The organism is Pseudoalteromonas sp. SG43-5 (genome assembly GCF_014164345.1).
Lineage (GTDB): Bacteria > Pseudomonadota > Gammaproteobacteria > Enterobacterales > Alteromonadaceae > Pseudoalteromonas > Pseudoalteromonas distincta.
This window is the reverse complement of the sequence record NZ_JACJFA010000003.1, coordinates 203882-218212: the sequence shown is the minus strand read 5'-3', so window position 1 is coordinate 218212 and position 14331 is coordinate 203882. Positions and strand designations below refer to the sequence as shown.

The window sequence follows — 14331 nt, the reverse complement described above, 5'->3', positions numbered from 1 at the left end:
GTTTTATCTCGCCATACAGAGTGTGTGTGATTGCCCTCTTCGTTAGTTGATTTATTTGATTGGACAACTAATGTATTACTTGAGCAAATTAAAACGTTATAAAAAAGCCGCTTGTTGAAACAAGCGGCTTAACTATTCTAACTAGGAAATAGTTTAGAACGTGTAACGTGCACCAATTGAGTAACGAGGACCGTATTGATTAGCAAATAAGAACTGCTCTTCGTAACGTCCGTAACCTTCTTCGGTTGCATTATTTAAGTTTATGCCATCAAAAAATACCGTTACGTTTTCGTTTACATCGTAGTTAACGCTCATGTCCCATTGGCCATACGCTTTAGCATATTGCGGAGGCGCATCAGCTGAACCTTGCGCTTGGCCTACACCAATTAGATACGAGTCGCGCCATGCATAAGTAATTTTAACTGATAGGCCGTCTTTTTCGTAAAAGCCTTGGAAGTTAGCTGAGTCACTTAAGCCTGTAAGCGGTGCTTGTTGATCAAGGCTTTCGCTATCAAATTCAACGTCGCCATCTACAAATGTTGCGTTAACACCAACACCAAAACCGGTTTCACCAATTAAGTGCTGTACTGCAACTTCAAAACCATCTACCGATTTACTGTCGGTGTTTTGCGGTTGGCTAATATTCCATGTAATTAGCGGATCGTCGCTGTTTGGTTCAATAACGCCATTTGCATTGCCGTAACCGCTGGCAATCATTTGTGCAAAAATAGCGTCGGTTGTTGCTTGCTCACCACGTGATTCAATATCGCTTACGGCTTGTAAGTAACGAGGGCCGTTTAAAATATCGTGCAAGCCATCAATAGTAGTTTGCGTAATGGTGGTTTGAATAAAGTTATCAACGTCTTTTTTAAAGTAACCAACAGATGCGTAGCTGCCTTCTGCGTAGTAATACTCAAGTGATAAATCAAGGTTTGTTGATTCAAACGGCAATAAGTTTGTATTACCTTGGCTACCTGTGCGAGAACCTGGTTTTGGGCTGCCTGTTAAGCTGCGGCCACCGGCTAAATTACCCAGTGGTGCACGCGACATTGTTTTACCCCAAGATACGCGGGCTACTACGTCTTCAGTTAAATCAACACTTACGTCGATTGAAGGCAGTAAAACATCGTAATCACCTTGTTGCTCTAAGAAGTTATCATCGCCGCCAGCAGCGTATTGCATGATCCACTCAGAAGCGCTGATCCAATTAACTTGATCTTCAACGCGTTGACGTACAGTACTGGTTACATCTGTTTGCTCATAGCGTAGGCCTGCATTTACTTTTACGTAGTAGTTACTTACGTCAAATTCCCAGCTTGATTGAACATAAAAGCTATTAGTGATTTCTTCTACGTAGCTTTCGCTGTCAATACCATCCATATATGCATTTGCGGCGTATGCATCGCCGCCTGTCACATCAGCTGTTAAGTAAGCAATTTGGCGCGCAACAGCTTCGTCAAAATCGTAGGTATAGTAGTAACCAGGTTGTAAGTCACTGCCGCCCCCTTCAAATTGATCTAAAAGGCCCGATGTATCGTGACGGGTAAACATGCCGTCTGGGAATATTTCTGTATACGACGGGTTAAAACCAGGGCCACCTACTAAACCACTCCATGCGGTGTAACCACCGGTGTTTTGTTCTGTACGTGATGCGCCAAATTTGACTTTAACTAAACCAATGTCATAACTTTCGTTATACCATGTTGTATGTAGCTGTAATTGTTCAATGTTTGATTCACCCGGTGAGTGAGTAAACTGACTAAAGTTTGAATCAATTTCGCCAGGCGTTAATTCACTTGTGCCATTTAACCAATTAACTTGTGCACTGGGTACTTCGCCCGTGCGGTAATCATAAATTTTATTAGCTAGCTGATCAGAACCTAAAATTACTTGGCCGGCACTTCCCAGCCCATTGTCGGCGCCGTTATCGGTTTCGTTTTTAGAGTCGTGGTAATCAAGCTCTACGTGCCACGTGTCACTAATTTCCCAATCTAGGTTTAAACCAAGTGAGCGCGCTTTTACTTCTGAAGTTCCTTTATTAGCTGTGAATGACGCATCGTTACCGCTAATATCAGCATAAACAGCCGTACCATTTTCATCAAGCTCGTAGCCATTAATATTGCTACCAAAGTCGTTCCAAATACCCCAACCAATACTTTGAGAACCTGTTACAGCTTTACTTGCGGTGTAATCAAGTGTTGCTACAAAGCCATCTACCGGTGCATATTGAAAGGTAACTTGTCCGTTTGTACGTTCACGTTCTACATCTTCAATAGAGTAATTCATGTCTTTAGGGAAGTAGTAGTTACCTGCAGGGTCTGTGCGGTTATCAACGACGTTGCTGCTATCTAATTCAGGTAAGTCTACGTTTGCCTGCCAGCCTTGAATATTGGCACTTTGTTTTTGAAAGTCACGCTCTTGGTGCGAAAACGAAAAACCAAAGCCAAAAGTGTCATCTACAAAAGTATTGCTGTAAACAGTAGAAAACTCTGGTGTTACGTCATCACCAGCTTCGTTTGACGAGTCGTGATTTGCTTTAACGGTTGCTGAAAAGTTTTGACCCGGCTTTTGAAAAGGGCGCGCAGTAGAAATATTAACTGTTGCACCTAAGCCACCGCTTGGCACGTCTGCACGTGCTGTTTTAAAAACTTCAAGGGCACTTACGCCCTCAGAGGCAACGTTTTCAAGATTATACGAGCGTGTATAACCTGTGCCCGGCATTTGGCGGCCATTTAAGGTTATTAAGTTAAACTCAGGGCCAAAACCACGTACTGTAATTTGGCTACCTTCACCGTTTGCACGGCTCACCGATACGCCGGTAATACGTTGTAATGATTCTGCTAAGTTGGTATCTGGGAATTTACCCATTTCTTCAGACGAAATGGCATCTACAATACCTGAAGAGTCGCGTTTCATATCCATAGAACGAATAAGTGAACCACGAATACCTTTTACTTCAATAACTTCTACATCAGATGAAACGCTTGTTTCTGCTTCTGCCGCAATAGCTGTGTTTAATGTGCTCGCAGCAATGATGAGAGACACAGAAGCCGCAAGTTGGCTCTTTTTAAAATTGAATGTGTTCATAATAGCTCTGCTTTATAAAATGTTGTTGTGTAGCAATAGGCGCTAAGCGCCTATTGGTGTGTGTTTTATGGATTTGCAATAATCACGTTATCTATACGGTAAAGCGCGCCATCGCCCATGTCCCAGCTAGGAAAAACCATAATTACGTTTAATGCGCTAATGTCTAGGCCGGCATCAAATAATTGCTGAAGAGGGAAGGTGTATGTTTGCCATTCGCCCGTTACAGGTACTTGGCCTTCAACACTGCTAGATAAAGCAAGCTCTACGGCACTCGATGTACCAATTGATTCAATTTTAAATAGCCATTGTGCGTCAATATCTGAAGGGGCTGATACAACTTTCATATCAAATTGAACTACACCATTTTCAAGTATTGCAGAGGCATCAAACGATACGTCTTCATCAGCTATAAAGCCCATTACTGTAGCAGTAGAACCAATGCTAAATTGCGCTACTGCGCCATGCGCGTCATCATCGGTTTCTGTTGTTGGTGTAGAGCCACCACAACAATCCCAAATACTCCACTGATCGGCAGCTGCATCTTTAAATACAGTAAGCTCACCCGTTGCAGCTGGCGCTGCATTTGGATTATAAATCTTAACGTTATCTACACGGTAAACAGAGCCTTCACCTGCCCCCCACGCTGGGAAAATCATTAATACATCTATAGTACTTACATCTAAGCCAGCAGCTGCAAGATCAGACAATTTAAATGTATATGTTTGCCACTCGCCAGTAACTGGCGCTAAGCCTTCAACACTTGCCGTTAATTCAAGCTCTACTGCAGAGTCGCCGCCATTTGACTCAACTTTAAATAACCACGGTGTAGCTGGATCGCTAGGAGTAGAGGTTACTTTTAAATCAAATTGAATAACGCCTTCATCTAAAATGCTACTAGCGTCAAACGATTCGCCTGCGCCTCCTGACGATGTGCGGCTATTAAAGCCCATCACAGTAGGCTCTGCACCAATGCTAAACTCTGCAGTTAGACCATGTTCTTCATCATCCATAGCTTCAACAGGGGTTGAGCCACCACAACAATCCCACATTGGCCATGCTAGATTTTGCTCATCAGTAAAAATAGTAAGCTCAGGTGATACGCCTAAGTTATCTTGAGTAATCTCAACATCGTCAATTAAATAAACAGCGCCTTCACCTGCGCCCCATGCTGGAAACACCATAATCACATCAATTGCACTAATATCTAAATTTGCTGCATCTAGATCTTTTAGTAAAAATGTATAAGTTTGCCATTGGCCAACAACAGGGCTTACGCCTTCAACACTGTCTGTAATCGGCATTTCTATTGCGCTAGAACCTTCATTACTTTCAAGTTTTACAAGCCAAGCTGCATCAGCTGTGCCTGGTGCATTTGTTACTTTCATTTTAAAGCGAACGTAACCTTCATCCAGCATTGGAGATGCATCAAACGGGCTGGCTTTTCCTGCTTCGTCAGTAATAAAAATCTCACGGCTAATAAAGCCCATTACAGTGGGTTCTGCACCTACTACAAATTCAACTACATCACCTTGGGTTTCATCTGCAACAATAGCGGGAGTAGAACCACCACAACAATCCCATGCAGGCCAATTTGGATTAAATGATTCACCAAAAATAGTTAGTGGTGTTGCAATGCCTGTCGAAGGTGGACTAGGAATTGGTGCATCGCCTTCAAGCAACGCATCGTCTAAGCTATTGTAACCTGGGCGAATAGTTTCACAGCCTTTACCTGTTTCAGGGTTTGATGCACATTGATAAACACGTACGTAATCAATAGCAAAGGTTTGGCCGTTTTCAAATGCGCTAGCGTCTACACCTAAATCATTTACGTTTTCAGGCCAGTCACCGCCTACTGCTAGGTTTAGCAATAAGTGAAAGTCTTTATCAAATGGTGCGCTATCCCAATGCGTTGTAAGTTCGCCAGAACCTTGTTCAAAGTATTCTGCAAACCAACCACGATGTTTTAGGCCTACAGCCTCACCACTTGCATTAGTACGAACTTCTGATTGACGCTGAGTTGCATAAAGGTAACCGTCTACGTACCAGCGAATTTCACCTTCTTGCCATTCAACAGCATACGTGTGGAAATCATCTGCGGGATTAGTATCTTCAGGGAATTTGTATTCTTGCCCTGTGTAGCTGTTATCTGGCCACGCACGTCCGTAATGAAGGGTGCCGTGGATACTGGACTCTATACCGCCATCTTCATCTGGTGTTTTAAGGTTTACTGATTCTAAAACATCTATTTCGCCAGAACGAGGCCAAGTGCCGTAAACTTCATCAGTTGGCAGCATCCAAAATGCTGGCCAGCTACCTTGTCCTGATGGAAGTTTGGCGCGCACTTCAAAGCGACCATATGTAAAGTCGGCGTTGTAACGCGTATTTAAGCGCGCTGAAGTGTAAGGTTTTTCTGCACCCTCTTCAGCGGGTAGGGCAACAATGTTTAACACACCGTCTGCAATAAATGCATTTTGCTCACTGTCGGTGTAACACTGTTTCTCGTTGTTACCACCGCCATCGCAGTTTAATTCATAGTTCCATTTGTTTGTATCAATGGCTGAGCCTTCAAACTCGTCGCTCCAAACCATTTGCCAATCTGATACTGGCTCAGAGGCATCTACATTTTCAAAATTTGATTTAGTGGCAGAGTCACCACCACAGCCAGCTAACGTAACTAAAGAGATAGCGGCAAGTAAACGTGTAATGTGCGTTGTTTCAATGTTCATAACTGAACCCCGGTTTCAACAGATTATTGTCAGATTAATTGTTTTTTGAGCTTTGTTTTTCATGCTGTAAGCGCTTACATTTTAGATTGTGTTTTGTAAGCGCTTACAAATGATATTGTGGAGTACGCAAATGGTCAACATATTTGTTTATTTTATTTACAATTAGTTTACGGTAAGAGGCGTTTTAGTGTTACTTAATTCATAATAGACTCTTTAATAAGAGCCTATTAAATATAGGACTAATCCGAGAATGTACGCGGTTTACTTATTTTTAAATGGCATGAGCAATAAACCCCAAAGCGAGGCATTTTGCTTTTGGCTTGGGTATTCTTTTAAGCCAATATTTATATCTGCGTCGGCTTTTTTTGCTTTATCTTTGTAGCTACCAAATAATTTATCCCACCAAATTACACTAAAACCATAGTTTGAGTTGGTTTCACTAACCACTTGGCTATGGTGAATTCGATGCAAAATTTGCGTCATTAATATTAAACGCAGTGGTTTTTCAATGGCATTAGGTAGGCGTATATTTGCATGATTAAATAATGCTAAACCATTAAGTGCTATTTCAAATATAAGTACCGCAATGGCAGGTACGCCAAGAGCTGTTAATGCAATGAGTTTTATAAGTATGCTCAGCACAATTTCGATAGGGTGAAAGCGCAAGCCCGTACTTGTATCAACATGTGCATCGGCGTGGTGTACACGGTGCAAGCGCCATAAAATAGGCACTTGATGAAATAATCTATGCTGCCAATAAATTAATATATCGAGTAAAAGTATGCTCAATATAATAATTAAACTGCTTGGTAGGGCTATTTGATTAAATAAGCCAATGCCGTGCTCTTGATTGTAAAGTGCAACAGCGGTTAACCCAATAGGGACCACTAAGCGCGCAATAACTGATGAAGCAAACACTAATCCAAAATTAGCAAACCAACGTGTACTGCTTTTAATAGGTGCTTGGCGAGCAGGTTTTTGCCATTCAAGCAGCATCATTATAATTAAAATGCTAAAAAAGCAGCCGAGTCGCCACCATACTTCATTAGTCATCTATTACCTCAGAATTTGCACTGTTAGGCACGTTTTCAGCTGCTTTGTTAGCATCGGCTTCTTGTTGCTTAAGCGTGTGATAACCGCCATGTATACGGGTAAAAATAGTTATGCCACATGCAATAGCAAAAATGCTCGCCATAACAGCAAAGTGCTGCGGCCAAATACAAAATGCAATAAATAGCGCTATTGTTTCAGTGCCTTCGGTTAAGCCGTTTAAGTAGTAAAAGCTTTTGTATTTAAATTGCGGTTTTTCGAGTTTAAATTTTTCGGCGGCAATCGCAAAAGCTAAAAAGCTTGAGCCCGTACCAATAAAAGTGGCAAGTAATAACGATCCCGCTATCGCGTTTTGCTCAGGGTTTGCCAAAATAAAGCCAAGCGGAATAGCCGCGTAAAATAAAAAGTCGAGTGTGATATCTAAAAAGCCACCCGCGCTTGAACTTTGGTTTGCATAACGTGCTAATGCGCCATCAAGTCCATCTAAAATTCGATTTAAAGCAATGGCCACTAATGCGCCGTACCACATTTCAAACGCCAGTAATGGCACGGCTAATAAGCCAACTAAAAAGCCTACCACGGTTAGCTGATCGGCGGTTATGCCGCGTTTATGCATAAGCATAACCACAGGTGTTAAAAGTGGCTTAATGACAGGGGTGATAAATTTGTCTAGCATGTTTATTGCCTTATGCGTTTAAAGCTATGTATTTAAAGTGCGCTATTTAAAGTTATGAGTTTGCCATTTGCAGCGTCGGCGTCGCTATGGTCATGAGTTACCATAATTGCAGGTAGCTTATGATCGCGTATTTGGCTAAACACGAGTTCGCGTGTATCAACACGCAGTTGGGTGTCGAGTTTGCTAAAGGGTTCGTCGAGTAAAATGGCTTTAGGTTCGCTCAGCAGCATACGTAATAATGCAACACGGGCTTGTTGCCCGCCCGAGAGGTTATCGGGGTGACGATTACCCATGTCTTTAAGACCTACTTGCTCAAGTGCGTGTTCTATTTTTTCAAGGCGTTGTTTTTTATTACCTTTTGGCATTGCAAAGGCAATGTTACCAGCAACAGTTAAATGAGAAAATAATAAAGCGTCTTGATAAAGCACTCCAATATGGCGCAAGTGTGGAGGGGTGTTATCGATATTTTGACCATTAAGCCACACCTCTCCATTGGCCTTAAAGCTACTTGGTAAAGTACCCGTAAGCCAATTTAATAAGCTTGATTTACCACTGCCTGATGGGCCCATAATAGTCAGAATTTCACCGCCATTAACTTGCTCGTTTAAGCTAAGTAACAGCTCATTTTGGCGATAAAGCTGACAATTTTTAATCTGTAACGATGACTGCATTAAAAAACCTTAACCCTGATAGTGTTAAACATGGGTGCTTTAAATATGTGCACTTTTAAATACGTGCACTTTTAAATACGTGCACTTTTGAAAAAATATTTAGGTAAACCCCATGCCAGTATAAATCCAATAAGCGGCAACGCCATTTGCATAATAGCGTACACGGCACTGGTGCGTCTGCTTGCGCCATTGGCAAGCGTAACGGCTTCGGTTGTTATTGTGGTTATGCGCCCGCCACCAGCTAAAAGCGTGGGGAGGTATTGTCCAAAACTAATTGCTAAGCCCAGTGCGGCTGCAATTAAAATAGGGGCAAACAACTGAGGTAGTTTTACTTTAAAAAACACCTTGCACGGCGCTGCGCCTAGGCTTGCTGCAACATGAGCAAAACGAGGATCTAAGCGCCTATAGCTGCTTGCAAGTGACAAAAACACATAAGGCAACACAAACAGTAAATGCGTAAGTACCACATTAAAAAATGCAGCTTGGTTATTTACCAATTGTTGTATCCATACTAGCCCAAACAAAAAGGCAATACTGGGTACTAATAACGGTAAGTAAATAATTAAACTGGTAAAACGAGAAATAGGTTTGTCACTCAACTGCTCTGATTCTAAACACAATAAAGTAAGAATAATGGCAAATAATGTGGTTACTAAGCCGATTGCTAGCGTATTAAAAAGCGGGCTGCTCATTTGCATTAGCGCACTTTTAAAATGCAGTAGTGTAAATTGCTCAGGCATTGCATCTGGAAAGCGCCAAAAGCCTGCAACCGACCACATAACTAAACCAATAAGCGACAATAGTATAAAGCTAATTACTAATGTGGTGAGTACGACCGTTATTTTTTGCCAATAAAATCCGCCGTATTCGCGCACTCCATTAGTGAGGGAGTCGCTAAATAGCACTTTTACGGCCTTTTCTGCGCCAAGCCAAAGGGCTAATAACCCACCTGTAACAGCCAGTTGTAATAAAGCGCCCGCTGAGGCTTTAATGCGCAGGTTTAAATCAACATCGTTAAACCAATGCATTATTGCAACGGCTAACGTGGGTGGTGTATTTGGCCCTAAAATGAGTGGCATTTCTACACTGGCACTTGCATAGGCAAGCACCGCTAAAAGGGGCAAACGCAGCAGCGGATAAAGGCTTGGCAGTATTACTTTAAAAAAGGCGGTCATTGGGCAATAACCCAAGTTAAGCGCAACCTTATGTTGTTGGCGTAATTTTTTGCCAAGCTCAGGTTGAGCAAGTACGCCCAGTGCCATTAATAATAAAAAGGGAAGCTCTTTTAGTGTTAAGCCTAAAATAATACTAATACCGAATGAATCATGCGGAAACATGCCGTTTGGCGCAAGTTCCCAGCCGCTTAACCAAGGCGACGCTAAGCGTGAAATCATACCTGAAGGGGCAATTAAAAACCCCACCGCAATAGCCGCGGCGGCATGAGGTATCACTAATATAGGGCTCAATAAACGCTGAATTCGGTTGAGCCACGGGCTATTAAAAAACGCAGCTAAAATCATTAAGGTAATGATAAATGCAAGCAAAGTACTTATTAAGCCCGTTGCAACGCTTAAGGTAACCATTTGAGTAAGGCCAGGTGTTTGCCAAAGGGCATTAAAACCTTGCAAGCTAAACGTTGTTTGCTCAAGTACGGGCGCATAACCAAAGGCAGGCAGCAATACGCTAATTAAGCCACCAAGTACGGGTAGTATAAGTAAAGCGAGTAAAAATCGCGGGCTAAATTTTACAATGTGCGTAAACATATCGGTGCTGCACTGCGTTGTTGCTTTGGTATTTACAGGTACACTTTTTGAAATAACGCTCATTGGCTTACTCCATAACGGGTTTGCCAACCTTGCATAATGGCGTTTACCCAACTTGGATGAGGTTCGCTCAATGTGCGTTTAATACTGTTTAAAGGCAGTGCACTTGGATGCGGTTTAGCTGTTTTAAATAAGGCTTGCTGTTCAGGCGTTAACGTTGATTGAATAAGTACGCTTTTATCGCCCCATATATGCGCTTTTTGTTTTTGAGCTTGCGCTTCAGGGCTGAGTAAAAAATTAGCCACTAATTGTGCACTTTGCTGGTGGCTTGCATTGTAAGGGATTGCCACAAAATGGGTATTACTTAAACTGCCATCACTCATTGCGTAACTGCGAATGCTGTTTGGTAAATCATAGCGTTTTACAGCTGCCGGTACTTCAGGTGCTGAAAAAGTAAAGGCTAAACTCAGCTCTGTATCGTCCACAAGGCGGCGCATTTGAGCACCACTTTGCATAAAATGAGTGCCACCACGCCAAAGAGTTGGGTGTAGTTTATCTAAAAAGTCCCATAGTGGGTTTAACACTTGCGCCGTATTTTTAGTTGTAGCTGGTTGGTTTAGCTGCGCTTTAATGTTTTCGCTGCTGTGCTTATGCAGCACAACTAAGGCGTATTTTAAAAAGCTCATACCTAAAAAGTCAGGCGGCTTTGGGTAACTAAAGCGACCAGGGTTTTGTGCGCTCCAGTTTAATAATTCGTTTAATGTCGTCGGCAATTTATTGTTTGCCTTACCATTTATTGCAATGCTGTCGTAATAAAACGTAAGTGACGCTTGCCCCCATGGCGCTTCCATCCCATTGGTAGGTAAACCAAAATCAAATGTTACAGCAGGGTTATTAGCAGCATCGGTTAATGCAAAGTAGGGGAGTTTATTTGCCCATTGCTTTAAAAGAAGAGAATGCTCACTCATGGTGGCAAAGTTAGCCCCGTTGATCCACATTAAATCTACGCTGCCTTGGCTGTTATTGTTTGCTGATTTTTCGGCAAGTACACGGCTTACCGCTTCGCTGGTGTCACTTAGTTTTACATGCACTAAGTTAATGTTGTACTTAGTTTTAACTTGCTGTGCTGCCCATTGAATATAAGCATTTATTTGCGCGTCGCCGCCCCATGCATAAAAGTATACATCTTGATTGCTACCAAGTGCTTGAACTTGTTGCCAGCGAGAACCCTGTTGTATGTTTATTACTAAATTACTTGTACTATTTGAGTTAATAACGGTATTAGCAAACGCAGTGCTTGAAAAAGCAGCTAAATTTGCGATTGCACAAACGCAAAACGCGACACAGCAAAAGCTGTATCGCGCCTGTGTTTGCCAAAACTTAATGGCGAACATTTAAATCCCAGTTGTAGTCTAAAAATTTAACTTTCATGTCATCATTTTCAAGTGCTTTTTGCTGAGCGGGTATCAGTTTAAGCGCATCGCTGTACTGCAAGAAAAACTGCTGTAGCGTGTTTGCACCTCTAAAGCCTTTTTCAAAGTCATCGCCGTACCATTTAAATATTGAAGACACGCTTAGCGTATTTTCTTGAGCCATATTGCGTGTCATATCTGATAAAAAGCGCACTGTTTGCTCTTGCAATTGGCTCTCTAAATCAGTGGCTGTATAGGCTTCTTCTCGAAGCGCTGGGCAACCAATACTCGCGCAATTTACTGCAAAGTGAATACGTGGATCGTTGTATTTACCGCTGCCACGTATTAAACCATGCTCTATATCATCAAGGCTGCGAGTTTTGCCAAGTAATGGCACAAACTCTTTACTCCATGGTGAGCTAAAAAAGCTCCCTAAGTCTTTAATTGACTTAATATCTGGGTACTTAGTCAATATAAGTTCAACAGTCCACGCATTATAAGCATTGATTAAAAAAGCGAGTTGCTTAGGCTTTTCCCACGCGTCAAATTCGCTTTGCGTTACAGCCGTTAACGAATCTAAATACGTTTTTAGCTGTGCATGCTCACGTTTTATAGCAGCGTAATCAACCTCAGTACTGTGATTATGATTAATAGCGACAACATACTTATTTAATAATGCATTCCAGCTATCGTGCATGTTTTGGGCTTGGGCCGAAAATGACGTTGCAAACGATGTTACAACTAAAGCCGAACCAAGTAGCAATGCTTTTAGAGGTGTTTTAAACATAATTAACCTCTGCGCCAAGTGTGGTATTTTTCAAGCAAGTTAAGCACTTTTTCAGGTGCATGAGCGCGTTTCCACTCGCCTGCTGCGTATTTGTTACCTTCAGCCCAAGTAGGGTAGCTGTGTATAGTACCGAGTATTTTGTTAAGGCCTAAACCGTGTTTCATTGCCAGTACAAACTCAGCAATTAAATCGCCAGCGTGTTCAGATACTACGGTAACACCCAATATTTTGTCTTTGCCTTTGGGTGTAATCACTTTAATAAAGCCTTTAGTGGCGCTGTCGGTAATTGCACGGTCTAGCTCTTCAAATTCAAAACGAGTGATTTCGTAATCTATGCCTTTGTCTTTTGCGTCTTGCTCGTTTAAGCCAACACGTGCTACTTCTGGGTCAATAAACGTAGTCCACGGAATAACACGGTAATCTACTTTAAACTTTTTAAGGTGACCAAATAAGCCATTTACCGCTGCGTACCAACCCTGATGAGCGGCGACGTGCGTAAACTGATACGGACCTACAATATCGCCAGCTGCGAAAATATTTGGGTACAGTGTTTCTAGGTATTCGTTAGTTACTACTGTGCGGTTTGTTTCAATGCCTAGCTCTTCAAGACCGTAACCTTTAAGGCGTGCACTTCTACCAACGGCACATAATAGCTCGTCGTATTCAATATCTATTTCTTTGTCGTTATGTTTAACAACAATATATTTTTTACCATCGCGCGTTTCACAGCGAAGTGCTTGGTGCGATGTTAAAATATTAACGCCACTTTCGGTTAACGCTTCGTGAGCAAAAGTAGACACTTCAAGGTCTTCTTTGATCATGATGCGCTCCGCCATTTCAATTTGCGTAACGCTTGAACCTAAACGTGCAAAGCTTTGTGCTAATTCGCTACCAATTGGACCACCACCAAGTACTACAAGTTTTTTAGGTGCCTCATCTAGCTCTGCAAATTTATTCCACAATGTATCGCTTGTTACATAGCCTGTTTCTTCAATACCAGGTAGTGGCGGTACAAATGGGCGTGCGCCAGTTGCAATAACAATGGTGCGTGCCGTGAGTGTTTGCGTGCCACCGTCGTTAAGTTTAATTTCTACAGTCCACGGGTCTATTAATTTACCGTAGCCTTTTACAACATCTACGCCTAAGTCAGTGTAACGCTCAACACTGTCGTGTGGTGCTACATCTGCAATTACTTTGTGTACACGTGCCATTACTTTTTTGAACGAAAACTGCGGTGTCGCATTTTCTAGGCCGTAGTTTTCACCATGGCGAATTTGTTCTGCAATTTTAGCGCTTTTAATGACTGCTTTACTTGGAACACAACCATAGTTTAAACAGTCACCGCCCATTTCGCCCGCTTCAATAAGGGTTACTTTTGCTTTAACAGCAGCGGCTATATAACTTGTTACCAAACCACCTGCGCCTGCGCCAATAACAATCATGTTACGGTCGAATTTTTTAGGCTTAGTGTAGTTTTTGTATACGCGACGCTTTTTAAACACGTTTAAGATTCCTTTTGCAATGAATGGGAATATACCCAATAAAGCGAATGATAAGATTAAGTTGAATGATAAAATTCCAGATAAGCTTTCTATTTGCGCCAGTTGTGTACCTGCGTTAACAAATACAAATGTACCGGCGAGCATACCTGCTTGGCTTACCCAGTAGTAAGTCCAAGACTTTATTGAAGTAACACCCATTAGTAAGTTGATTAAAAAGAACGGAAACACCGGCACTAATCTAAGCGTAAATAAGTAAAATCCACCTTCTCTTTCAACGCCTGCATCAATGGCGGCTAATCGCTCAGGAAAACGTTGTTTAATAGTGTCACGTAGTAAGTAACGCGATACTAAAAAGGCAAGTGTTGCGCCAATAGTTGAGGCAAAAGATGCAACCAATAAGCCTTCAACTAAGCCAAACAATGCACCTGCGGCAAGTGTTAAAATAGCGGCGCCTGGTAAAGAGAGAGCAGTTACTACTACGTATAGTAAAAAGAACCCACCAATAACGAGTAACGGTGACTGCTCTTTGTATTGGTTAAACTGATCCATCGATCCTTTTAAGCCATCAAGCGTAAGTAGTTGGTGTAAGTCAAAATGAAAGAACAGGCCGACGGCGGCCGCTGCAATCAATAATAGAAATATTTTTTTAATCATGTT

9 protein-coding genes are annotated in these 14331 nt (G+C 42.0%); all 9 read right to left on the bottom strand.

The features are described from left to right. Window positions 1-153: 153 nt before the first annotated feature. The 9 genes from H5161_RS05045 to H5161_RS05005 all read right to left on the bottom strand — a co-directional run bounded on the left by H5161_RS05045 (window position 154) and on the right by H5161_RS05005 (window position 14328). Window positions 154-3087: a TonB-dependent receptor gene (locus tag H5161_RS05045; RefSeq protein WP_182719930.1), complete on the bottom strand. Its 2934-nt coding sequence runs from the start codon at window positions 3085-3087 to the stop codon at window positions 154-156. 65 nt (window positions 3088-3152) lie between these two features. Next, on the bottom strand, window positions 3153-5813 hold the full coding sequence (locus tag H5161_RS05040) for a glycoside hydrolase family 16 protein (protein WP_182768826.1): 2661 nt from the start codon (window positions 5811-5813) through the stop codon (window positions 3153-3155). Between the two features lie 261 nt (window positions 5814-6074). Continuing rightward, entirely contained in the window at window positions 6075-6866 is a 792-nt protein-coding gene (locus tag H5161_RS05035; protein ID WP_182768825.1) for a sterol desaturase family protein, read from the bottom strand. Next, window positions 6859-7539 carry a CDP-alcohol phosphatidyltransferase family protein gene (locus H5161_RS05030; RefSeq protein ID WP_182695379.1) on the bottom strand — a complete coding sequence of 227 codons (681 nt, stop codon included), beginning with the start codon at window positions 7537-7539 and terminating at the stop codon, window positions 6859-6861. Before H5161_RS05030 ends, H5161_RS05035 begins: the two co-directional genes overlap by 8 nt. 32 nt (window positions 7540-7571) lie before the next feature. Continuing rightward, window positions 7572-8210 carry an ATP-binding cassette domain-containing protein gene (locus H5161_RS05025; RefSeq protein ID WP_002960109.1) on the bottom strand — a complete coding sequence of 213 codons (639 nt, stop codon included), beginning with the start codon at window positions 8208-8210 and terminating at the stop codon, window positions 7572-7574. Window positions 8211-8281: 71 nt separating this feature from the next. Continuing rightward, a complete protein-coding gene (locus H5161_RS05020; RefSeq protein WP_182768824.1) occupies window positions 8282-10036 on the bottom strand; it encodes an ABC transporter permease in 1755 nt (584 codons plus the stop codon). Beyond that, window positions 10033-11367 carry an ABC transporter substrate-binding protein gene (locus H5161_RS05015; protein ID WP_182768823.1) on the bottom strand — a complete coding sequence of 445 codons (1335 nt, stop codon included), beginning with the start codon at window positions 11365-11367 and terminating at the stop codon, window positions 10033-10035. Before H5161_RS05015 ends, H5161_RS05020 begins: the two co-directional genes overlap by 4 nt. Continuing rightward, on the bottom strand, window positions 11354-12172 hold the full coding sequence (locus H5161_RS05010; RefSeq protein WP_182768822.1) for a DUF547 domain-containing protein: 819 nt from the start codon (window positions 12170-12172) through the stop codon (window positions 11354-11356). The genes H5161_RS05015 and H5161_RS05010 overlap by 14 nt, the downstream gene beginning before the upstream one ends. Window positions 12173-12174: 2 nt before the next feature. After that, the gene (locus tag H5161_RS05005) at window positions 12175-14328 is read right to left on the bottom strand and encodes an FAD-dependent oxidoreductase (RefSeq protein ID WP_182768821.1); all 2154 of its coding nucleotides are present in this window, start codon (window positions 14326-14328) and stop codon (window positions 12175-12177) included. Window positions 14329-14331 lie beyond the last annotated feature (3 nt).